Origin of the sequence: Ollibium composti (assembly GCF_004801285.1) — a bacterium.
In the GTDB taxonomy this organism is placed as follows: Bacteria; Pseudomonadota; Alphaproteobacteria; order Rhizobiales; family Rhizobiaceae; genus Mesorhizobium; species Mesorhizobium composti.
This window is the reverse complement of sequence record NZ_SSNY01000003.1, coordinates 84627-106779: the sequence shown is the minus strand read 5'-3', so window position 1 is coordinate 106779 and position 22153 is coordinate 84627. Positions and strand designations below refer to the sequence as shown.

Below are 22153 nucleotides of genomic sequence, written 5' to 3'. Positions count from 1 at the left end.
AGACTGGGCATGATTAAAGCGCGTTAATGTTACCGGTCGGTTAAACGCCCGGAATCGAGCGAAATTTTCTTAAAAGTTTTGTCCGGATCACGGCGGCGACTTGTTAGTCAGATCACGGCGGCGACGCCGGGCAGGATCGGCTGCAGCCGTACGATGCCGATGTCCTCGCGCTCGAAGCGCGAGCCGACCTTGGTCAGCTTGGCCACCACCTGCTCGCCCTCCTCCGGGCCGATCGGCGCGATCACCGTGCCGCCGCTGGAAAGCTGGTCGAGCAGGAAGCGCGGCAGGCTGTCGAACGCCGCCCAGGCGACGATGCGGTCGAACGGCCCTTCGTTCGGCAAGCCGTTGGCGCCGTCGGCCTGGCGGGCGACGACATTGGCGATGCCCAGCGCCTCGAAGCGCTGCCTCGCCTGTTCGACCAGCGTCTTGTAGCGGTCGATGGTCACCACGCGCCCGGCCAGCCTCGCCATCACGGCGGCGGTGAAACCCGAGCCGGTGCCGATCTCCAGCACGCGGTTGCCCGGCTCCAGCGCCAGCGCGGCGATCACCGCCGCCTGCAGGTCGGCGCCCTCCATCGCCTCGCCGCACTCGATCGGCAGCATGCGGTCGCTCCAGGCGATCGAATGGTAGAGCCCGTCGAGGAAGCCGCGCCGCGGCGTCGCCTCGAAGGCGGCGATCAGCGCCTTGGGCACGCTGCCCTTGCCGCGCAGCCGCAGAAGCAACGCGGCAAATCCCTCCCGATCCTCGATCGTGGTTCCCTGGTTCATGAGAGCGCCTTGGCCAAGCGGTCCTTCACTTCATAGGCGGTAAGGTCGAGATGCAGCGGCGTCACCGAGACGAAGCCGTTGCGCAGCGCCTCCAGATCGGAACCGGCCTTGCTCTCGGCCGGCTCGCGGCCGAAGCGCATCCAGTAATAGGGAATGCCTCGGCCGTCGCGGCGCTCGTCCAGCCACAGGCTGTGGACCAGCCGCCCCTGCGAGGTGACGACGGTGCCGGCGACCTTTTCCGGCGCGACGTTGGGGAAATTGACGTTGAGCAGCACGCCGTCCGGCAGCGGCGTCGAAACCAGCCTGTCGAGCAGCGCCGGCGCCAGCGCCTCCGCCGTATCGTAAGGCACGTGGCGGTCCTCGCCGACATAAGTGTAGGCCTGGCTGACGGCGATGGAGCGGATGCCGAGCAGCGCGCCTTCCATGGCGCCCGCCACCGTGCCCGAATAGGTCACGTCGTCGGCGAGATTGGCGCCCGAATTGATGCCCGACAGGATCAGGTCCGGCATGCCGGGCAGGACCTTCTTCGCGCCCATGATGACGCAATCGGTCGGCGTGCCGCGTACGGCGTAGTGGCGTTCGCCGACCCGGCGCAGCCTGAGCGGCTCCGACAGCGACAGCGAGTGGGCATAACCCGACTGGTCCATTTCCGGCGCCACCACCCAGACGTCGTCGGAAAGCTGGCGCGCGACGCGCTCCAATGAGGCCAAGCCCTCGGCATGGATGCCGTCGTCGTTGGTGAGCAGAATACGCATCAGTTCTTTTCGATCTTTTCCAGACCGCCCATGTAAGGACGCAGCGCTTCAGGAATGGTTACGCTGCCGTCCTCGTTCTGGTAATTTTCCATGACGGCGATCAACGCGCGGCCAACGGCGGTGCCCGAGCCGTTCAGCGTATGGACAAAGAGGTTGCCCTTGCCGTCCCTGTCCTTGTAGCGGGCGTTCATGCGGCGCGCCTGGAAATCGCCGCAGACCGAGCAGGACGAAATCTCGCGATAGCTGTTCTGGCCGGGCAGCCAGACCTCGATGTCGTAGGTCTTCTGCGCACCGAAACCCATGTCGCCGGTGCACAGCGCCACCGTGCGGAACGGCAGTTCCAGCTTCTTCAGCACCGCCTCGGCGCATTCGGTCATGCGCTCGTGCTCGGCGAGCGAGCTTTCCTGGTCGGTGATCGAAACGAGTTCGACCTTATAGAACTGGTGCTGGCGCAGCATGCCGCGCGTGTCGCGCCCGGCCGAGCCGGCCTCGGAGCGGAAGCACGGCGTGAGCGCCGTATAACGCAGGGGAAGCTTGTCGTGCGCGGTGATCTCCTCGCGCACGAGGTTGGTGAGCGGGACCTCCGCGGTGGGGATGAGGCCGAGCTGGCTTTCGCCGTGCGGCGTGAAGAACAGGTCTTCCTCGAACTTCGGCAACTGCCCGGTGCCGTAGAGCGCCTCCTCGCGTACCATCAGCGGCGGCTGCACTTCCGTATAGCCGTGCTCGGTGGTGTGGGTGTCCAGCATGAACTGGCCGAGCGCGCGTTCCAGCCGCGCCAGCTTGCCGGACAGCACGGTGAAGCGCGAGCCGGAAAGCTTCGCGGCGCGCTCGAAATCCATCATGCCCAGCCGCTCGCCGATCTCGAAATGCTCCTTCGGCTTGTTGCCCATGCGCGGCTGGCGTTCGGCGATCAGCGCCTCGCCGAAGCGGCGCACCTCGACATTGTCATGCTCGTCGGCGCCGAGCGGCACGTCGTCCAGCGGCACGTTGGGCAGCACGGAGAGTGCGTCGTTCAGCGCCTTGTCCAGCTCGCGCTCGCGCGCCTCGCCGTTCTGGATGAAGGCCTTGATCTCGTTGACCTCGCCCTTCAGCGTCTCGGCCAGCTCCATGTTCTTGTCGCGCATGGCATTGCCGATCTCCTTCGAGGCGGCGTTGCGGCGCTCCTGCTTGGCCTGGAGTTCGCCCAGATGCGCGCGGCGCGCCTCGTCCTTGGCGAGCACGTCGTCGACGGTGGACTGCGCCGATGCAGCATAGGACGGGCGCTTGGCCAGCGCGTCGGCCAGAGCCTGCGGATTTTCGCGAATCCATTTGATGTCGAGCATGAGAAAACCGTCCTGAATTGGCGCCCTGCGGGGTAAACCGCAACGGCTGGCGATGCAAGAGCCAGAGCATTCCGTGGCGCAACCGCGGGAGGCGAAGCGCAAGCCGGCATCGCCGCAGTGGAAAACTGCATGCGAAGCCGGCGCTTCGTCGAGCGGCCACCTTGCCAAACGCTTGCCTTTCCGGCTAATTCCGCCCGCATTCCCAACCTGATCGCGCGGCGTCCGCGCGGGAGTGCCGAGCGATGTCCCTTCCCGAAAAGGCCTTTCCCGTTTCCTGGGACCAGTTTCACCGCGACGCGCGCGCGCTGGCGTGGCGGCTGGCGGGCCAGAACGGCCAGTGGAAGGCGATCGTGTGCATTACCCGCGGCGGGCTGGTGCCGGCTGCCATTATCTCACGCGAACTCGGCATCCGCGTCATCGAGACCGTCTCGGTCGCCTCCTATCACGACTACACCAGCCAGGGGCAGATGCAGGTGCTGAAGGAGATCACCCCTGCCCTTCTGGCCGACGAAGGCGCGGGCGTGCTCATCATCGACGACCTGACCGACACCGGCAAGACCGCCGGCGTGGTGCGCGCCATGCTGCCGAAGGCGCATTTCGCCACCGTCTACGCCAAGCCGAAAGGCCGGCCGCTGGTCGACACCTTCGTCACCGAGGTCAGCCAGGACACGTGGATCTACTTCCCGTGGGACATGGGCTTCACCTACCAGAAGCCGATCGCCGACGACCACGCCGGCTAAATCCTCAACGCACCCCCGATACGTCACGGAACTGTCGCAAAAGCGCGACGCTTGTCGCCTATGCTGCGAAAAGCCTGCGATTCGTGCAATTTTTTACTTTCTCTGCATATAATTGCGGCTACGATTCGTAAGACGGCAAATCATTTTCCGGGCTGGGCAGCTCGCATGCGGGAACCTCAGACATACAGTCAGCCAGCAGAGCAAAGCCAGATGGCCGAGCGGGTGCGCAAACTGTTCGGCTCGGTCCCATGCCGGCTCCAAGTCGCCGCCCTGCCCTGGCGCATGAATGGAAAAGGCGTCGAGATCCTGCTGATCACCAGCCGCGACACCGGGCGCTGGGTGCTGCCGAAAGGCTGGCCGGAAGCGCGCGAGCCGCTCAGCGAAGCCGCCGCCCGCGAGGCTGTTGAGGAAGCCGGGCTGACCGGCACCATTTCCCACATCGAGGCCGGGCGCTATTTCTACGCCAAGGGGCTCGCCTCGGGCGAAGAAGTGCCGTGCGAGGTGCTGGTGTTTCCGCTCAAGGTCGACGCGATGGCCGACAAGTGGAAGGAACGCCACGAGCGCGAGCGGCGCTGGGTCGGCGCGCCGGAAGCGGCCGGCATGGTCAAGGAACCGGACCTCGGCCGGATCATCGCCCGATTCTCGGCCGATCCGGCAGCGTTCGCGGCATAGAGCCAGGCCCATCCGCCGGCGGACGCGGCGGGCAGATTCCATCCCCGTTATCCACATGCGTGACACACAATATGTTGGGGTCACAAATTCGATAAAAACGACTCCTTGACGAGTCGTGGCGAGTCGCCTTTTATAGGTCACGCGCCCTTGTTGAGGACGCGACCGGAAAGTTCAGAGCCCGGTCTTTTTTCCAGATTTCAGTGCGTTTTCCCGCATTTTCGCCCTTTCACGAGGCCGGCGAGAGCGTGGGGATTTGGTGCCTTGGCGACAGCGAAAAGGAGGATTGTCGGACTGGAATAAATTGTCTGTTAACACTATATTTAGTGTTTGCGGGTAGGTTCGACACCATATAAAGTAAGTCGGCTTCGACATGACGTCGGGCACAGTTTTCAGTTTTGAGGGACCCGCCGGGTCCTTGCCCTACCCCGCAAAGGCGATGAAACGCCGAACGGCCAGGGCACCGGAACCGGCACGAATGGAGGGTCGGATGAGCCTTGGCACATCCGGCGAACGGCGGACCTGCGCCTTGCGGTACGGAAGACGGGAAATCCACCGCAAAAAGCGCTATATATAGACAAAGGGACACGACGACGATGCGCATCGAGCGGCACTTCACCAAGGCGGGTCAATCTCCCTATGCGGAGATCGAATTCCGCAAGGCCCTGTCGGAGATCAAGAATCCCGACGGTTCGGTGGTGTTCCGCCTCGACGACATCGACGTGCCGGCGCAGTTCTCCCAGGTCGCCGCCGACATCCTGGCGCAGAAGTATTTCCGCAAGGCCGGCGTGCCCGCGCGCCTGAAGAAGATCGAGGAGAACGACGTCCCCTCCTTCCTGTGGCGCTCGGTGGCCGACGAGGCCGAGCTTGCCAAGCTGCCCGAGGCCGAGCGCTACGGTTCCGAGCGCGACGCGCGGCAGGTCTTCGACCGGCTGTCCGGCACCTGGACCTACTGGGGCTGGAAGGGCGGCTACTTCAAGAGCGAGGACGACGCGCTGGCCTTCCGCGACGAGCTTGCCTACATGCTCGCCACCCAGCGCGTGGCGCCGAACTCGCCGCAGTGGTTCAACACTGGCCTCCACTGGGCCTATGGCATCGACGGCCCCGGCCAGGGCCATTTCTACGTCGATCCCTTCACCGGCAAGCTGACCAAGTCGAAGTCGGCCTACGAGCATCCGCAGCCGCATGCCTGCTTCATCCAGTCCGTCGGCGACGACCTCGTCAACGAGGGCGGCATCATGGACCTGTGGGTGCGCGAGGCGCGCCTGTTCAAATACGGCTCCGGCACCGGCTCCAACTTCTCGCACCTGCGCGGCGAAGGCGAGCGGCTTTCGGGCGGCGGCAAGTCTTCCGGCCTGATGAGCTTCCTGAAGATCGGCGACCGTGCCGCCGGCGCCATCAAGTCGGGCGGCACGACGCGCCGCGCCGCCAAGATGGTCATCGTCGACGCCGACCACCCGGACATCGAGGCCTTCATCGACTGGAAGGTGAAGGAGGAGCAGAAGGTCGCCGCCCTCGTCACCGGCTCCAAGATCGTCAAGAAGCACCTCGACGCCATCATGAAGGCCTGCGTCAACTGCGAAGGCAGCGACGACGACTGCTTCGACCCGGCCATCAACACCGCGCTCAAACGCGCCATCAAGGCGGCCAAGAAGGACGCTGTGCCGGAGAACTATGTCCAGCGCGTCATCCAGTTCGCGCGCCAGGGCTACACAACCATCCAGTTCTCGACCTACGACACCGACTGGGATTCGGAAGCCTACCTCACCGTCTCGGGCCAGAACTCGAACAACTCCGTCTCGCTGAAGGACGACTTCCTGCGCGCCGTCGAGAAGGACGAGGCGTGGAAGCTGATCCGCCGCATCGACGGCAAGGTGCACAAGGAAATCCCGGCGCGCGAGCTGTGGGAGAAGATCGGCTACGCCGCCTGGGCCTCGGCCGATCCGGGCCTGCACTTCAACACGACGATGAACGACTGGCACACCTGTGCGGCGGCCGGCGCCATCCGCGCCTCCAACCCGTGCTCGGAATACATGTTCCTTGACGACACGGCCTGTAACCTCGCCTCGATCAACCTGCTACCCTACCGCAAGGCCGACGGCACGTTCGACATCGCCGCCTACGAGCACAGCGTTCGCCTGTGGACCATCGTGCTCGAAGTCTCCGTCATGATGGCGCAGTTCCCGTCGAAGGAAATTGCAAAACTCTCCTACGACTACCGCACGCTCGGCCTCGGCTACGCCAACATCGGCGGCCTGCTGATGACCTCCGGCATCCCCTATGATTCGGACGAGGGCCGCGCCATCTGCGCCGCGCTCACCGCCATCATGACCGGCACGGCCTACGCCACCTCGGCCGAGATGGCTTCCGAGCTCGGCGCCTTCCCGGACTATGACCGCAACGCCACGAACATGCTGCGCGTCATGCGCAACCACCGCCGCGCCGCCTATGGCGACAAGGCCGGCTACGAGAAGCTGTCGGTCGATCCGGTGCCGCTCGTCCATGCCGACCTGAAGCAGGCCGAACTCGGCGAGCATGCCAAGGCCGCCTGGGACCGCGCCATCGAGCTCGGCGAGGAGCACGGCTACCGCAACGCGCAGGCGACGGTGATCGCGCCGACCGGCACGATCGGCCTGGTCATGGACTGCGACACAACCGGCATCGAGCCCGACTTCGCACTGGTGAAGTTCAAGAAGCTGGCCGGCGGCGGCTACTTCAAGATCATCAACGCCGCGGTGCCGGAGGCGCTGCGCACGCTGGGCTATTCCGAAAGCCAGATCGCCGAGATCGACGCCTATGCCGTCGGCCACGGCAACCTGAACCAGGCGCCGGCCATCAACCCCTCGACGCTCAAGGCCAAGGGTTTTTCCGACGAGAAGATCGCGGCGCTCAACGCGGCGCTGAAGTCGGCCTTCGACATCAAGTTCGTGTTCAACCAGTGGACGCTCGGCGCCGACTGGGTGAAGACGACGCTCGGCTTCACCGACGAGCAGCTCAACGACTTCTCCTTCGAGATGCTGCCGGCGCTCGGCTTCACCCGCAAGGAGATCGAGGCCGCCAACATCCATGTCTGCGGCGCGATGACGCTGGAAGGCGCGCCCTTCCTGAAGGAAGAGCATTATCCGGTGTTCGACTGCGCCAATCCCTGCGGCAAGATCGGCAAGCGCTACCTTTCGGTCGAGAGCCACATCCGCATGATGGCGGCCGCCCAACCCTTCATCTCGGGCGCCATTTCCAAGACGATCAACATGCCGAACGAGGCGACCGTCGAGGACGCCAAGAACGCCTACATGCTGTCGTGGAAGCTGGCGCTGAAGGCCAACGCCCTCTACCGCGACGGCTCCAAGCTGTCGCAGCCGCTCAACGCCTCGCTGATCGCCGACGACGAGGACGACGAGGACGAGGCGCTGGAGACGCTGGTCGCGGCACCGGCCGCCGCCAAGGCGGTGCAGGTGACGGAGAAGATCGTCGAGCGCATCGTCGAGCGGCTCTACCGCGACCGCGAGAAGCTGCCGAACCGCCGCAAGGGCTACACCCAGAAGGCCGTCATCGGCGGGCATAAGGTGTATCTGCGCACCGGCGAGTTCGACGACGGGCGGCTCGGCGAGATCTTCATCGACATGCACAAGGAAGGTGCGGCCTTCCGCGCCATGATGAACAACTTCGCCATCGCCATCTCGCTCGGCCTGCAATACGGCGTGCCGCTGGAGGAATATGTCGAGGCCTTCACCTTCACCAAGTTCGAGCCGGCCGGCATGGTCATCGGCAACGACGCGATCAAGAACGCCACGTCGATCCTCGACTACGTGTTCCGCGAACTGGCCGTTTCCTACCTCAGCCGCAACGACCTCGCCCATGTCGACCAGTCGGACCTCGACAAGACGGCACTTGGCCGCGGCATTTCGGAAGGCAAGGCGACGCCGTTCTCGCGCGGCCTCTATCGCGGCGCCTCGCCGGTGAAGCTGGTGTCGGGCGCGGCCGGCGAGCCGAAAGGCTTCGGCGGGGGTTCGAGTCCCTCCGGGACCACCACCCCTGCCCGCGCAGCGCCCACGGCGGCGTTTTCCGGCTCCAACGTGCTGGCGCTGAAGCCGGCGGCGGAAGACGCACTCGCCTTCAAGCGCGACTATGAGGAGCGGGCGAAGGAACTGGCCGAGGAGATCGAGGAGGACAGCCCGCCGGACCTGTTCGAAAGCAACGAGCCGTCCGCCACCACGGCGCTGTTCACCGACAAGGCCGAAGCCGACGCCGCCGCCGCCAAGACGCTCGCCGCCACCCGCCGGCAGCAGTCGCTGATGCAAGGCTACACCGGCAACGAATGCTCCGAGTGCCATAATTTCACGATGGTGCGGAACGGGACGTGCGAGAAGTGTGATACGTGCGGAAGTACCTCGGGCTGCTCATAGTATGCCGACCGCTGGTGCAACACCCAAAGTTTTGTACCTACAAGCCAATGTTTTGTACTTGGAGCGGCTAGGCGGCCGCTCCCGAGAAGGTAAGAAGGTAAGAAGAAACAGGTTGTGAGAGAAATGCAGCGCTTGCGGCGCAACGAGAGCAACGCATCACGCGACGCGCCGCTCGCCTCTCCTGACGCGTCACTGAATCTCGCTCAGCGTCAAGATAGATTGCTCATTCGACATACGAAGTTTGCTCACATCTAGTTCGAGGAGCCCGGGCCAATGAATCTGGCCCGGGCTTTCTTATTCGGAAGCAGCTTATTCACAGGCTCTTGGAACAGCGATATAGGCTGGTGACGCCGGGACGGTAACCGGCTACGGATGCTGGCCGGCAGCGGCACAGGGTCGTTGTTTCCAGACGAGACGACAATGACCAGAAGTGCCGGGCGGGCATCGTTTCCCCGCATGATCGATCGATTCCTCCGCCAGCGAGTCGCCGAGGTTTTTCCTCCGCGGGAACTCGAACGGCTTAGTGTCTATCTTCATTCGTTGATCTCCAACCGCCAGCTGCCTCCAAGACACGGCGGCCGGCCGGATTGGCCGGAGATCGCAAAGGAATGCGGCGTCGCCGTCGAGGCCCTCGAACGTGCGAGCAGCATTCTCGGTCCAGCAATCGATGCCATAGTCCGCTTCGTCGGCTCCAGGTCAGCGAAACGCAAGGAAATCCGGAAGCGAGGTGCCGACCGCAACCTCAGGGTCAGGCCGACTTCGCGACGGCATCGTTCGGCTTTCAGGGAAACCGAGTCCAAACCGCCGCTTGCCCCCGAGGCTCCTCGAAAACACGTACCCAAACAGACTGTTCCTGCCGCCGACCCTGCCAGCGAAGCGCCTCGCCGCAAGCGGGGCATGAAACCCAAACCGATCGCTGAGTTCCCGGACCCTCTGTGGACCATGTGGGAGGAACCGGACACTTTCACGGACGCGCTGAAGCTTCACATAGAGCGCCACGGCGACAGCTGCTGGCAGCTGTATCGGGCGATCGTCCGATCCGAGGAGAACTTCGACCGCAAGACCTTGCTCACCTGGCTCAAGGGAACAAAGGCCCCGCGCTCGGTCGCAAGCTTCGAGATTCTGGGCCGGATAGAAAGACGCTATCGTTTGCCCGAAGGCTACTTCAAAGCGAAGCTGGCTCACCCGGCCCGCGCCGCTACCGGACACCGACCGACGGACATCACGCCTTCGCAGCGCCGCCGCCTTGCTTGGCATCTGCCTGACGATTTCGACCGACGTCCTCCCGAGGAACGCGAAGAAATCCTGGAATGGGTCCAGCGCGTCATCGTATCCGGTGGCACGGATTACCGCCGTTTTCAGGCGCTGGCCCTTCGAAATCGATACGCCGTCCGCTTCCCCGGGATTCTAGACAGATCGAATTTCCCGGGAACTGCATCACGCCCACCCGATGTCGTTGACATCGATGACGACGACTTCGCCGGCGCAACCAATACCGTCATCGACGCTCCAGAGCGGCTGTGGGGAGAGATGGCCCAGCTTCTCGACTTCAAGACGACGACGCTGACCGCATTCGGATACCAGCGCGTCGGTGTCTGGGGAGAAGAGACAGCCGCCCAGAAAGTCGAACATTTCGGGCTCCTGTTCGGTGCGCTGGCGGCCCCGCCGAAAAGCGCTGTCGGTGGCCCCGGGATCCCGGCGGCATCGCTCACCTTCGCGATGCTGGTGTTTCCATCAGTCTGGGATTGGTATCTGCGATGGCGCGAGCGGCGTCGCGGCTTCTATACAGCCTGGGAAGTCGATATGCTGCGGATCGCGTTGGCATTGACCCGCGTCGAGACGGGCTGGCTCAGGCAGCATCCTGAGCTTGCCGAGCACCTTATCGCTGTTCCCGGCCTTGTTTCGGAAGACCAGATCGCCGCGGCTCGCGAGAACTGGAACGACGCCTGCGACATCTGTCATAAGCATTGCACCGGGCGTGTGAAGGAAATCCAGCGGGTGGCGAAGGTGCACCGCGACCCGTTCGAACCGATCATGCCCATCCTCGAGGCAGACAGCCCGGTCGGCGAATACCGGAAGATCGCCGACGAAATCATCCGCATGCTTCCGGACGAACGACGCTATCCCTCGGCTGCCGCCGAGGCCGTGCGCTCGTTCCTCCTTATCCGGTTCGGCCTCCACACCGGATTGCGGCAGAAGAACCTTCGGCAATTACTCATTTGTCCGCGCGGGAAGCTGCCGATGTCCGAACGGCAACTGGCGGACCTGAAAGTCGGCGAGTTACGCTGGAGCGAACGGGATCGCGGCTGGGAGGTGCTCATACCATCGGTCGCCTTCAAGAACGCGAACTCTTCCTATTTCGGCGACAAGCCCTTCCGGTTGGTGCTGCCGGACATCGGCGACCTCTACCGATATATCGACGCCTACGTCGAACGTCACCGCTCTCGCCTTCTCAAAGGCGCCTCCGACCCGGGAACCTTCTTCGTCAAGACCGTAAAAGTTACCAGCACATCGGCGGCCTATGACCAGAATACGTTCTTCGAGGCTTGGCGACTGATCATCCAGCGCTACGGCATCTACAATCCCTACACCGGGCGCGGAGTCATTGAGGGCCTTCTGCCGCATGGACCGCACAACATTCGCGACGTGCTGGCCACTCACATCCTGAAGAAGACCGGCTCCTACGAGCAGGCGAGTTATGCGATCCAGGACACACCCGAAATGGTCGCCAAGCACTATGGTCGGTTCCTGCCACAGGACAAGGCGGCGCTTGCTGCGCGGATTCTGAACCAGGTCTGGGAGGCGGCTTAGCCATGATCAGATTCGTGTTCCGGTACCACAAGTAAGATGTGTGCAGTTAATGGTCTTGATTGGGGCCGGAAGCGGAACGACGCTTTTGGGAGCGACTTGGGATAAAGCCGCCAGCGTCGGGCATCAGTCGCGCGATACGGATAGGCCCGACAGCAGTGGATCGTAAGCGGCGAGCCTGCGGGATACGAACTCGGTGAAGAGCCGCACGCGCTTCGTCTTGCGTGTTTCCCCCTGCGTGAGCAGCCAGAGCGTCCCATGCATGGGTACGTTGATGCCCGGCACCCTCACCAGCAGGGGGTCGGCATCTCCGACGAAGCACGGCAGTTTCGTCATCCCGATCCCTTGCTGCACTGCAGCGATCTGAGCCTCGGCGTCCGGGGTCCTGAACGGAACTCCCGTGGCGTGAACCTCTCCCTCGCGCGCCCAGTCCGGAATTCCATGATCGTCTATGACGATCCACCGGATGGGATCAGGCTCGCCCGCGCGCCACGCGGCCAGTCGATTGCGAGACATGTAGACGCCGCTGAACAGCTCCGGTCCCTTCAGGCCGTGAAGATTGAGCGGCAGGGTCTTGCGGTCGGCGACAATGCGGATCGCGACGTCGGCCTCCCGGTTGGTCAGGTTAGCCACCTCGCCGGATGACAGGATTTCCATCTCGATGTCCGGATGCAGACGTGCGAAGTCAGCGAGATCGGGCATGAGCAGGTGTGTGGCGAGAAACGGCGGAAGCGTCACCCGCAAAAGCCCGCGTGCACTCTGGTCGCGGCCGAAGACGCGCGTCTCCAGCAAATGTGATGACGCTTCCATCTGCTCCGCGAACTCGAGGACCTCCTCGCCCGCAGAAGTCAGGCGGTAGCCCGATGGCAGCTTTTCGAACATCTGCGCTCCCAGCCGTTGCTCGAGCTGGGCGATGCGTCGCAGCACGGTAGAGTGATTCACTCCGAGACGTTCGGCGGCAGCCCGGACCGACCCCCCACGCGCGGCGGCAAGAAAGTAGCGAACGTCGTCCCAGTCGATCATGGTGCAATCCCGCACCGCTGGGTGCGCCCTTCAAAGCCTGCATCTAACACGCCGAATGGCAACAAGGGCGGCCATTATAGCATATGTCGACGAGCGCGGCCCGATTCCGGGCGATGGATAGCGATCGTCACGGCTGGCGACAGTCGCCCGGCCGGATCGATTTCGCACCACCGATATGCGCGCTTCCGCACTCAACAACGGACGCCGGCGGACCCATTTCGAGGTTCTCGGGGACGGATGCTGTCCCGACACCACGAAAGGGAAAGTCATGGGAAAGCTTGAGGGTAAGGTTGCCGTCATCACGGGCGGCGCTACCGGCATCGGCCTCGCCGCGGCGAAGCGCTTCGTCGAGGAGGGTGCCTTCGTCTTCATCTTCGGTCGCCGGCAGAAAGCGCTCGACGCCGCCCTGGCCGAGCTCGGGCCCAATGCCCGTGCGGTGAAGGGCTCGGTCTCGGATATGGCCGACCTGGACCGGCTCTACGCAACGGTGAAGGCCGAACGCGGAACCCTCGACATAGTCTTCGCCAATGCCGGGGCGGGAAGCCTGCTTCCTCTCGGCGAGATCACCGCCGAGCACATTGACGAAACCTTCGACACCAATGTGAAGGGTACGATCTTCACGGTCCAGAAGGCGCTACCGCTGATGGGCCAGGGTGGTTCAATCATCCTGACCGGGTCGAGCGCCGGCACCACCGGTGCCCCGGCGTTCAGCGCCTACAGCGCGAGCAAGGCGGCCGTGCGCAACTTGGCGCGGACCTGGGCGGAGGACATGAAGGGCACCGGCATCCGTGTGAACGTGCTGTCGCCCGGGCCGACGGCGACTGAACTCGCGAAGGAAGCAATAGGCGAGGAGGGGTTGAAGGCCTTCGCCTCGATGAACCCGCTCCAGCGCATGGCCGATCCGGCGGAGATCGCAGCGGCGGCCGCCTTTCTCGCATCGTCGGACAGCAGCTTCATGACCGCCAGCGAACTCGCTGTCGACGGCGGACTGGCGCAAATCTGACGGGCCACTCCGGGAAAGCTCCAGTCAACCATTTGGAGTCCGTAGGGCTCCGTAACCGAGGAAAATAACATGAGCTACGCAATCATCGGCTTCGGCAATATCGGTCAGGCTCTGGCCAGGGCGTTTGCCCGCAACGGGATCGAAGTATCCGTTGCAACGACACGCGACCCCGAAAGCTTTGCATCCACCGCAAACGCGATCGGTCTCACGATCATTCCCAAAAAATTGGCGGACGCCATCAAGGCGGACATCATCTTTTTGGCCGTCCGTTTCGAACAGCATCCGCATGTGGCGAAGGCACTTCCTAACTGGCAGGGCAAGACCATCGTCGATGTGACCAATGCCTACGGCGTGCCCCCTGAGGAACTGAACGGACAGCCTTCTTCAAAGGCCGTTGCGCAGGCCTTCTCTGGTGCAAGACTGGTCAAGGGTTTCAACCATTTGGCGGCTGCGGACCTTGGTCAGGACCCGGCCGTACCTGGTGGCAGGAGAGTCGTGTTCCTGGCGAGCGATGATGATGCCGCGGCAGTGGAGATTTCAGGGCTTGCGGAAAATCTCGGTTTCGCACCGATCAAACTCGGCAGGCTTTCAGAAGGTGGGCTGCTGGTCCAGGCACGCGGAAATAGATGGGGTCAATTGATCTTCAAGGACCTGGTCAAGTTCGACGGCTGAGCACGTCCCGGACCACCACTTCTCGCGTCGTCCACAGGAGCAGTTTCATGCGCGTTTTCGTCACTGGGGGGACCGGCCATTCCGGTCCGTACATCATTTCCGACCTCGTCGCCGCCGGCCACGAGGTCGCCGCTCTGGCTCGTTCGGACGAGTCCGCGGCCAGGGTGACCACGCTTGGCGCGAAGGCTCGGCGCGGCAGCTTGGAAGATCTCGATGGGCTCAAGGCGGCGGCTGCGGACTCCGACGGGGTCATCCACGTCGCGCACAGGCAGGATCTGCTTGCGTCCAGCGGTATCGACGCCGTGGCTGCGGCGGAGGTCCAGATCATGCTCGCGTACGGCGAGGCACTGGCGGGGACCGGAAAGCCGCTTGTCGTCTCGGGAAGCATTGGCTCGCCCGGATGGGAAGGCCTGGGCCGGCCAGCCACCGAGGACGACCCGACCCTTCCCGGCGGCGATGGGTACAAAGGGACCTTGCGGGCACGCAACATCGTGGAAACCACCGCGGTCGGCCTTGCGGAACGGGGCGTGCGGTCTTCGATCGTGCGGATTCCTCCCGTCATGCACAGCGCGACCGACAATGCCGGCTTCCTCCCGCTGCTGATCGGGCTTGCGAACGAGAAGGGCGTCGTCGGCTACCCCGGAGACGGCGCAAACCGGTGGTCAGCCGTGCACGCTCGCGATCTCGCCGCCTTGTTCCGCTTGACGCTGGAGAAGGCCCCAGCCGGCAAATATTGGCACGCGGTCGGCGATGAGGGCATCTCACTCCGCGAGATCGCCGAAGCCATTAGCAGCCGTCTGGGCCTGCCCGCCGTGCCCATTCCCGCAGACGTCCTGATGCTGCCGGCGCACTTCGGGTTCCTCGCGAATTTGGTGACGCTGGACGTTCCCGCGTCCAACCTCAACACCCGCCAGACCCTCGGCTGGGAACCCGCTCAGCCCGGCCTTCTCGCCGATCTGGACAACGGCCACTACTTTCCAGCCGGCTGACCCCGCAGAGCCCGCGAACAGCATTCCACTACTTCTCCAGGAGACCGAACATGAGCACTATCAGCGTCATCGGTGCAGGAACTATGGCCACGGCGATCGCCGGCCGCATCGCCAAGGCCGGGCATACCGTTGAGGTGATCACTCGCGACCCCGCCAAGGCGCGGGCGCTGGCCGACCAACTTGCAGCCGGGGCGACCACAGGGACCTACGGCGTCGTGCCAGCGGGTGATATCGTCATCCTGGCCGTGCCATACAGCAGCGCGGCGGCGGTGGTAACCGACTTTGGGGAAGCGCTCGACGGCAAGGTGATCATCGACATTACCAACCCGGTTGCCCCCGACCTCTCGGGCCTCGTCACTCCCCATGGCAGTTCTGGCGCGCAGGAGACCGCCAAGGGCCTCCCCGCCGGCGCTCATGTCGTGAAGGCGTTCAACACGATCTTCGGTCACGTACTTGCAAAGGGCGGACACCTCGACGCGTTCATCGCAGCCGACGATGCGGAGGCGAAGGCGCGCGTCTCGGCTTTCCTCGAAAGTCTCGGGCTGCATCCGCTCGATGTCGGCGGCCTGCACATGGCCCAGACACTCGAGGCGCTCGGACTGATGATGGTCGGCCTGGCCAAGAATGGCGCCGGCACCTGGGACTTCACCTTGAACCTCGATATCGGCTGAATCGGCGAAACGACATTGGCGGCACTACCGCTCAGGGGCCGGGAGCGGTCAGTCAAGTTTTGGCATCCAAGCTGGAGTTGCAGACGTTCGCGTCAGCCGCTGCAAGGTCGCCCTAGAAGTGACGCGGAAAGTGGCCCGTCAATCAGGCTGGGAAGTCAGTACAGCCGCTCTTGTCGCAGCGCTTTTCCAGTGCTGTTCTGCTCTTCGCCATCGTCGGGTCGATTGAGTGTGACCGTACAGCGGATGAGGAAATTCCAGTCGGGTCCGTGCTCGATGATGAGATGGAGATCCGAAATCTCCTCGAAATAGTGCTCAACACTCTTCGGCCCGTCATCGGTGCGATAGTCGATGACGGCCTTCCAGCGTTTTTCGCCATGAAGGGTGACAACGTTGTTCATCTACGCTCCGTGGCGGCACGGCACTCGATCTGAGGCCGAGAAGGTCTATTGCCGAGGTCAATACAGGCGCAGCGTGGAGTCGATCCTGATCCCGGCGCCCGTCACTGCGGCGATGAAGGCGGAACTGACCTGCTCCGGTGTGGCGGTCCCCAGTTTGACGCTCGAGCAGCAGTTCATGGCGTCGGACCACGCCGGGCTGTCATGCTCTCCCCAATGGGCGAACAGGAAATCAGCCGCCTGGGACACCGACGAGATCAGGCTAAAGCCTGCTCGGTCGTCGTAGATCACCAAAGGCACCCTGAAGTTCTGGCTGTTCATGGTAGACCTATCGGAATTTCCGACATACGCGTTCCGCGCTCGCGTGAGGATCGGACGCCTCAGTGCATCCAGTGTCTGCGCTTCGTTTCGGTCGCTCTGCGCGACGAGCCGTCGGTATCGTTCCGCCTGCGACGCCGCGCTTCGTCAGCCCGCGCTTCCAGCATGGTGGGTTTGAAGCGTTTCGCCACGACAGGCGGTTTTCCCAGCAGCATGTCGCAGAATTTTGTCATGGCGTGCCGATAAGCGAAATAGGTCGAAGGCATAGTCATCATCCTTCCCTGTTGGAATTCGGCGATCGTCTTTTGTCCCGTTGCTGTGATCGTACCGTGCAATCCGGCTAGGTGTGTTTGCGCCTGTTTATCCGCCTCTGAGTGGGCGGTGTGTTCGTGTTTGTCGCTTCGCTGGCCAGCCTGGCCAGCCTCAACCGCTCGGTCTTCTGTTCCCGCACGGCCGCTTCGCCGTCGATGATCTGGCGGGCAGCCCTGGTGGTGGCGTCCTGCTTCGTTTCGATGGCGGTCGGCTTCGGCTTGAATATCCCCTGCGGCATTTCGGGGTGTCGCATGTGCGGGTCTCCGATCATGAAAAGAAAAAAGGCCGGGGCTTGCCCGACCTCTCTCACCTGCGCTCTGCAGCCAGTGCCAGTACATCCGTGGTCAAAGGCCAGCGCAATCGTTATGCTGCCTGCAGGTTCTCGGCCGCGCTCTTGCCGTTGCGGTCGTCCTTCACGACGTCGAAGCTGAGCTTCTGGCCCTCGGCGAGCGAGCGCATGCCGGCGCGCTCGACGGCGGAGATGTGGACGAACACGTCCGGCTGGCCATTGCCGAGTTCGATGAAGCCGAAGCCCTTGGCCGAATTGAAGAACTTCACGGTTCCAGTATTCATGACGATTTCCTTTCAATCATCCATAGAAAATTGCTTGCCGCGCAAGATGCGTGACAAACGGTTCAGATCGATTTTGATAGGAGAAGATCGCCGAAGACGCAGCTCGCGTCAGAAACAAAGTTCGACAGCCAAGATCGATATTTAGAACATAGACCTATTCGGTGTTCGAAACAAGGCAAGGGTCTGGAATAAAACTTGCTGCCTCAGCACTGATCATCTCGGCGGAATAGGAATTTCTACGCCTTCGCAGGCCCTCACGCTCCCCGCCGTCCGTTTCTTGCGGCCTCCGGCTTGATCCTTATCCGCAGCATCCCTCCTTCAGGATGGTCGATCTCGAAGGCGTTGGTCTTGCGTACGAGATCGCTCAGCTTGCGAAAGCCGAAGGTGCGGGGATCGAAGTCGGAGGCCAGATTGGCAAGCTGAGTGCCAACCGCACCGAGCGGAACCCAGCCGTCCTCGCTTTCCATCTGAGCGATGACTTTCCGGATGATCGGCACGGCGGCGGAGGGTGACTGCAACGGCTTTGCGCTCGGTGCAGCCTCCGGCTCGTTTGCCGGCGCGGATGCAAGAAGGTTCTCGGTATAGACGAACCTGCGACAGGCCTGCCGAAAACTCTCAGGCGTCTTCTGCTCGCCGAAGCCGAACACGTCGATGCCCTGCTCGCGGATGCGGGCGGCCAGCCGGGTGAAATCGCTGTCGGAGGAAACCAGGCAGAAGCCGTCGAAACGACCACTGTGAAGAAGATCCATCGCGTCGATGACCAGAGTGATGTCGGACGCGTTCTTGCCTGTCGTATAGGCGAATTGCTGCTGCGGAATGATCGCGTGCCTCGATAGCACGTCGGCCCAGGCCTTCGAGCGTGAGCTGGAAAAATCGCCGTAAATGCGACGGACGCTGGCCTCGCCGATCTTGGCGATCTCTTCGAACAGGCCGTCGGCGATCTTGGCCGAGGCATTGTCGGCATCGATGAGAACGGCAAGGCGCGGCGAGCGGGGTTCGGATAGCATCGCAGCTCCTTAGGCCAGTCTCTGTTCGAATTCGGTCACCTGCGTCTTTTGTCGTAATCCCGTCGCAACGACGGAGACCCTGAACCTTCCTTCCAGAGCCGCGTCGAATATGGCGCCCACGATGATGTCGGCGTCGGCATCGACCTCCTCGCGGACGCGGGTCGCGGCCTCGTCGACCTCGAACAGCGTCATGTCCGGCCCACCCGAGATCGAGACGAGCACACCTCTCGCCCCACCCATCGACGCCTCGTCGAGAAGCGGGTTTGCGATCGCCGCTTCGGCCGCCGCCTTTGCCCGGCCGTCGCCCGAGGCCTCGCCCGTCCCCATCATCGCCCGGCCCATGTCGCGCATCACTGCGCGCACGTCGGCGAAGTCGAGATTGATCAATCCCTCCTTCACGATGAGATCGGTGATGCAGGCAACGCCCGCGTAGAGGACACGATCGGCCATGGCGAAGGCATCCGCGAAGGTCGTCCTGGCGTCGGCGACCCTGAAGAGGTTCTGGTTTGGGATGACGATCACCGTATCCGCGCATTGGCGAAGCCGCTCGATGCCATCCTCGGCCGACTGCATGCGCCGCTTGCCCTCGAAGACGAACGGCTTGGTGACTACGGCGACCGTGAGAATGCCAGCTTGGCGCGCGGCCTGCGCGATAACGGGAGCGGCGCCTGTTCCGGTTCCGCCGCCCATGCCGGCCGTCACGAAACACATATGCGTTCCCGCAAGGTGGTCCATGATCTCGTCGATCGACTCCTGCGCGGCCGCATCGCCAACATCCGGCATGGAGCCGGCTCCCAACCCTTCCGTGACGCTGGCGCCCAGTTGGATCAGTTTCGATGCCTTGGACATGGCAAGCGCCTGCGCATCGGTGTTGGCGACAAGGAATTCCGCGCCCTGCAATCCGGCGGCGATCATGTTGTTGACGGCATTGCCGCCGCCGCCGCCCACCCCGATCACGGTGATCTTAGGCTTCATCTCGGTGATTGCCGATCTGGCGTTCATTGCCGTCTTCCTCTCAGAGGCTCGCTTGCCGGTCCGGGACCGGCGCCACGCGCTGCGAATCAGGACAACACCCGCCGAAAGCAGGGAACCAGACCGAGGCCTCGCCCGCAAGCGGCGGCTCTGCCCTCCGAGTGGTCTCAATGTCGAAGTGTCTATACTTGAAGTCTTCCTTGGCTGCTGAGCTGCGAATTCTCTTCAAGAGAAAAACAAAAACGGAAACGCCTTGTTTGCAACTCAATTAAGGCGCATAGATAGACCTCGTTGATTTGGCCGATTTGGCTTGCGCGGTGTCAGAGACCCGCCAGTTTATTCCGAATTTTCGATAGCGATATGGTTGTGCCGACCGGGCGCAGTCGGCCGCGTCTGCTCGAAGCCTGGAAACGAACGCCGCGCTGACAGCGTATGGACCTGACAGGCGGACTGCGTCTGCGGGTCGGGCAGCAGCGTCTCCGAAAGGGTGGCAGCTATGGACAACCGCACCACGCAGAAGGTCGTTCGCTTCCTGTCGGCGTTTTCGCTGCCGGGGTTTGATACGCCGCAGCCGCCAGGCGACTATCTCATCGAACTCGACGAAGAGCCTATCGAGAGCGGTTCAAGTCTCGCCTGGAGGCGTGTCGCTACCTTCATTCACCTACCGGCCGTCTCGGTAAAGACAACCACGCAGCAGATGGTGCCGGTCGATCCGGCTTTCCTCGAAGCCGCGCTGGAACCGGACCGAAAACAATCATGACTACGACAAGTTTCATGCGCCGTAATTCCCGCCCACTCCGCCGCGAGGCTGCAACCCACCTTTATGCCGTGGGTCAGACCGTGCGACTGAAGGGTAGCTTCGGCACATTCCCGAAGACCGCGGAAATCTACCACATCACCGGCACGCTCCCTGCGAGGGGTGATTCACCTCAATACCGCATCCGCAACGATGCAGAGCGCTATGAGCGGGTGACCACGCAGGACAGCCTCGAACCGGTACGGGAATCGCCGGATAGCGAAAAAACAACCCTGCTCGAAAGGACGTTCGGCCATGGCCAAGGGGCAAAAACGCAGCAATCGCGAGATCCGGAAACCGAAACAGGCAAAGACTGATAACCCTTTGGGCAGCCAGCTCAGGCCCGCCGCCAACACGTCGAACGGCAAAGTCAGGAACTGATGAGCCGTGGGGATCGAGTCCCGGCCTTTTTTTGCCGGTCCGCGCCGATGACAGTCTGCAGAAAAAGGACGCCACCATGAATGCTCACGAAATCGGACAGCACGCCCCGGCAGATACCAGGCGGGAAAGCAGGAGCGAAGCGACCTGTCATGACTCCATCGACTACCAGTATGGTCGTCGGGTCGAACGGGACGGTTCCTGGAGCATCTATCACGTCTTCACGGGAATTCCGGCGAAAATCCAGGGCCTTGCCATGACCGGCATGAGCCTTGGTCGGGCCACCGAAGGCATGCTTTACCTCAATCGTCGCAACGAGGCCCGTCGGCGTGAGCATGGTAGGTCGCTGGCCCGCCGGTTGCCCGGCCAGGAGGGCTCGGCTTGTCAACCGTGACGCTCGACTTTCCCAATTCCAGCCGCAGTTTCGACGAAGTACGCAATGCGGTCCGCTTTATCGGCCACGACGGCATGTTCGAAGTCCGATTCTTTATCGAAGCCGATGCGCTGGCAGGAACCGGCGCCAGGACGGGCAGGACAGAGGTAACGGAGGCGGCCTGTCTTGCCGCGTTCGATCGGGCGCGCTCCTCGATTTACGAGGTTGCCCGCAAGCTCTATTCGCGCGGCCGGCAGACTAACTACGTCATAACGGTCGGCGACTTGCCTTGATGTACCGTCCTCCGGCGAAGGCCGTGGCTCGCAGCTCACGTCCATCTGCCTAGCATCTCGATCTCGGTGGACAGCAACCGGGTATTGGGGGCCCGGATTGCGATCGCAGCCTCCCGGGAGAAGCCGGTATCTTTTGACAGCCTAGCGCTGTTCGTGCGACCTGAAGTTCCTGCTCTCGATGTCGATGATGTCGCCGCAATTCTGGCATTCCAGCTGCGTGTGCGTACGAATCCAGCCGACGCGCGTCTTTGCCTGATGATGGCAGCGAGGGCATTCCACATCGATTTCGAAGTCGTCCGTCTCGCGCTTCGTCATTGCAACTCCGAGGCCATTCTACGCTGCTTCAGCCTTCGTCGGCAGCGGGCTCCCGCGCTTCGTCCTGTGCCATGGACGAGGGCTTGTCTTTTGCTGCTTTCGCGGCAAGCTTCGCTTCTTTCTTGGCCGCCTTGGCCTTGTCTCGTTGACTACGCTCGTATCGATAATTCGGCTTCATCGCCATTCGAGCCCTCCGTTTGGATAGATGGTATGCTTCATCAGGCGAATGTCCGCAGAAATTGAAACGGCGGGTTCCGATCCCGCCAGCGCATGCAACTCAGCCTGCGGTTGTGAGCGGCCGTCGTCAGTAAATTTTGACCGTGCGATCGTAACTGATCCCAGCACCCTTCAGTGCGGCGAGGAATGCGACACTCGCATCATCGGCAGCACCTTCTTCGGCGCAGCACTTCATCGCGTCGGTCCAGGCCAAGCTGTCGTTTCCAGGCCAATGGTCAAACAGAAAATCCGAGGCCTGTTGCATGGTTTCGATGAGAGTGAAGCCCGTCGGACCGGCGATATAGACAACCACGGGGGCCTGGAACTTTTTACGGTTCATCGCGCACCCTATGCTCGATTGCACAGAAAGGCGAGCTCGGCTC

The 22153-nt window shown here is 62.9% G+C and carries 25 protein-coding genes; 11 read left to right on the top strand and 14 right to left on the bottom strand.

All coding sequences use genetic code 11. The features are described 5' to 3' along the window. Positions 1–107: 107 nt before the first annotated feature. From E6C48_RS06335 to serS, 3 genes are read right to left on the bottom strand one after another with little or no spacing between them, the layout of a single operon-like run. A complete protein-coding gene (locus E6C48_RS06335) occupies positions 108–767 on the bottom strand; it encodes a protein-L-isoaspartate(D-aspartate) O-methyltransferase (RefSeq protein ID WP_136355223.1) in 660 nt (219 codons plus the stop codon). Next, complete coding sequence (gene surE / locus E6C48_RS06330; RefSeq protein ID WP_136355221.1) at positions 764–1522, bottom strand: 5'/3'-nucleotidase SurE; 759 nt, start codon at positions 1520–1522, stop codon at positions 764–766. Before surE ends, E6C48_RS06335 begins: the two co-directional genes overlap by 4 nt. Then, positions 1522–2844 (bottom strand): serine--tRNA ligase, encoded by a 1323-nt coding sequence (gene serS, locus E6C48_RS06325; protein WP_136355219.1) that lies wholly within the window; start codon positions 2842–2844, stop codon positions 1522–1524. The genes surE and serS overlap by 1 nt, the downstream gene beginning before the upstream one ends. 242 nt (positions 2845–3086) lie before the next feature. Here serS and gpt point away from each other — a divergent pair, with 242 nt between their 5' ends. The 4 genes from gpt to E6C48_RS06305 all read left to right on the top strand — a co-directional run bounded on the left by gpt (position 3087) and on the right by E6C48_RS06305 (position 11467). Continuing rightward, the gene (gene gpt, locus E6C48_RS06320) at positions 3087–3584 is read left to right on the top strand and encodes a xanthine phosphoribosyltransferase (RefSeq protein ID WP_136355217.1); all 498 of its coding nucleotides are present in this window, start codon (positions 3087–3089) and stop codon (positions 3582–3584) included. 210 nt (positions 3585–3794) lie between these two features. Then, positions 3795–4256 (top strand): NUDIX hydrolase, encoded by a 462-nt coding sequence (locus E6C48_RS06315; RefSeq protein ID WP_136355215.1) that lies wholly within the window; start codon positions 3795–3797, stop codon positions 4254–4256. A 593-nt stretch (positions 4257–4849) separates the two neighbouring features. Then, positions 4850–8656: a vitamin B12-dependent ribonucleotide reductase gene (locus E6C48_RS06310; protein WP_136355212.1), complete on the top strand. Its 3807-nt coding sequence runs from the start codon at positions 4850–4852 to the stop codon at positions 8654–8656. A 420-nt stretch (positions 8657–9076) separates the two neighbouring features. Then, positions 9077–11467: a hypothetical protein gene (locus tag E6C48_RS06305; RefSeq protein ID WP_136355210.1), complete on the top strand. Its 2391-nt coding sequence runs from the start codon at positions 9077–9079 to the stop codon at positions 11465–11467. A 123-nt stretch (positions 11468–11590) separates the two neighbouring features. Here E6C48_RS06305 and E6C48_RS06300 read toward each other — a convergent pair whose 3' ends face one another. Then, the gene (locus tag E6C48_RS06300) at positions 11591–12487 is read right to left on the bottom strand and encodes a LysR family transcriptional regulator (protein WP_136355208.1); all 897 of its coding nucleotides are present in this window, start codon (positions 12485–12487) and stop codon (positions 11591–11593) included. A gap of 268 nt (positions 12488–12755) precedes the next feature. On the opposite strand from E6C48_RS06300, the gene E6C48_RS06295 reads away from it, so the two are divergent. The 4 genes from E6C48_RS06295 to E6C48_RS06280 all read left to right on the top strand — a co-directional run bounded on the left by E6C48_RS06295 (position 12756) and on the right by E6C48_RS06280 (position 15822). Beyond that, positions 12756–13490, top strand: coding sequence for an SDR family NAD(P)-dependent oxidoreductase (locus E6C48_RS06295; protein WP_136355914.1), 735 nt, complete (start codon positions 12756–12758; stop codon positions 13488–13490). A gap of 69 nt (positions 13491–13559) precedes the next feature. After that, on the top strand, positions 13560–14162 hold the full coding sequence (locus tag E6C48_RS06290) for an NADPH-dependent F420 reductase (RefSeq protein ID WP_136355206.1): 603 nt from the start codon (positions 13560–13562) through the stop codon (positions 14160–14162). A gap of 47 nt (positions 14163–14209) precedes the next feature. Then, positions 14210–15151 (top strand): SDR family oxidoreductase, encoded by a 942-nt coding sequence (locus E6C48_RS06285; protein ID WP_136355204.1) that lies wholly within the window; start codon positions 14210–14212, stop codon positions 15149–15151. Between the two features lie 50 nt (positions 15152–15201). Then, positions 15202–15822: an NADPH-dependent F420 reductase gene (locus E6C48_RS06280; protein ID WP_136355202.1), complete on the top strand. Its 621-nt coding sequence runs from the start codon at positions 15202–15204 to the stop codon at positions 15820–15822. Positions 15823–15977: 155 nt separating this feature from the next. On the opposite strand, the gene E6C48_RS06275 is transcribed toward E6C48_RS06280, so the two are convergent. From E6C48_RS06275 to ftsZ, 6 genes are all read right to left on the bottom strand, one after another. After that, positions 15978–16220 (bottom strand): hypothetical protein, encoded by a 243-nt coding sequence (locus E6C48_RS06275; RefSeq protein WP_136355200.1) that lies wholly within the window; start codon positions 16218–16220, stop codon positions 15978–15980. 57 nt (positions 16221–16277) lie between these two features. After that, positions 16278–16538 carry a DUF982 domain-containing protein gene (locus E6C48_RS06270; RefSeq protein WP_136355197.1) on the bottom strand — a complete coding sequence of 87 codons (261 nt, stop codon included), beginning with the start codon at positions 16536–16538 and terminating at the stop codon, positions 16278–16280. 337 nt (positions 16539–16875) lie between these two features. Then, positions 16876–17100 carry a hypothetical protein gene (locus tag E6C48_RS06260; protein WP_136355194.1) on the bottom strand — a complete coding sequence of 75 codons (225 nt, stop codon included), beginning with the start codon at positions 17098–17100 and terminating at the stop codon, positions 16876–16878. A gap of 110 nt (positions 17101–17210) precedes the next feature. Continuing rightward, on the bottom strand, positions 17211–17420 hold the full coding sequence (locus E6C48_RS06255; RefSeq protein ID WP_136355191.1) for a cold-shock protein: 210 nt from the start codon (positions 17418–17420) through the stop codon (positions 17211–17213). 254 nt (positions 17421–17674) lie between these two features. Beyond that, the gene (locus tag E6C48_RS06250; RefSeq protein WP_136355189.1) at positions 17675–18427 is read right to left on the bottom strand and encodes an NYN domain-containing protein; all 753 of its coding nucleotides are present in this window, start codon (positions 18425–18427) and stop codon (positions 17675–17677) included. Between the two features lie 9 nt (positions 18428–18436). Further along, a complete protein-coding gene (ftsZ, locus tag E6C48_RS06245) occupies positions 18437–19429 on the bottom strand; it encodes a cell division protein FtsZ (protein WP_136355187.1) in 993 nt (330 codons plus the stop codon). 466 nt (positions 19430–19895) lie between these two features. Between ftsZ and E6C48_RS06240 the strand changes: the two genes are divergently transcribed. Together E6C48_RS06240 and E6C48_RS06235 are read left to right on the top strand one after the other, a co-directional pair. Then, on the top strand, positions 19896–20159 hold the full coding sequence (locus E6C48_RS06240) for a hypothetical protein (protein WP_136355185.1): 264 nt from the start codon (positions 19896–19898) through the stop codon (positions 20157–20159). A gap of 14 nt (positions 20160–20173) precedes the next feature. After that, complete coding sequence (locus E6C48_RS06235) at positions 20174–20512, top strand: hypothetical protein (protein ID WP_407940962.1); 339 nt, start codon at positions 20174–20176, stop codon at positions 20510–20512. A 53-nt stretch (positions 20513–20565) separates the two neighbouring features. Here the strand turns inward: E6C48_RS06235 and E6C48_RS22500 are convergent, their stop codons facing one another. Continuing rightward, positions 20566–20910 carry a hypothetical protein gene (locus tag E6C48_RS22500; RefSeq protein WP_168734464.1) on the bottom strand — a complete coding sequence of 115 codons (345 nt, stop codon included), beginning with the start codon at positions 20908–20910 and terminating at the stop codon, positions 20566–20568. Between the two features lie 53 nt (positions 20911–20963). On the opposite strand from E6C48_RS22500, the gene E6C48_RS06225 reads away from it, so the two are divergent. Continuing rightward, on the top strand, positions 20964–21239 hold the full coding sequence (locus tag E6C48_RS06225; RefSeq protein ID WP_136355912.1) for a DUF1488 family protein: 276 nt from the start codon (positions 20964–20966) through the stop codon (positions 21237–21239). Positions 21240–21380: 141 nt separating this feature from the next. Here the strand turns inward: E6C48_RS06225 and E6C48_RS22495 are convergent, their stop codons facing one another. The 3 genes from E6C48_RS22495 to E6C48_RS06220 form a co-directional block, all read right to left on the bottom strand. Further along, on the bottom strand, positions 21381–21554 hold the full coding sequence (locus E6C48_RS22495) for a hypothetical protein (RefSeq protein WP_168734463.1): 174 nt from the start codon (positions 21552–21554) through the stop codon (positions 21381–21383). A gap of 28 nt (positions 21555–21582) precedes the next feature. Then, positions 21583–21738 (bottom strand): hypothetical protein, encoded by a 156-nt coding sequence (locus E6C48_RS22490; protein WP_168734462.1) that lies wholly within the window; start codon positions 21736–21738, stop codon positions 21583–21585. A gap of 120 nt (positions 21739–21858) precedes the next feature. Next, entirely contained in the window at positions 21859–22110 is a 252-nt protein-coding gene (locus E6C48_RS06220) for a DUF982 domain-containing protein (RefSeq protein ID WP_136355178.1), read from the bottom strand. Between the last annotated feature and the right edge of the window lie 43 nt (positions 22111–22153).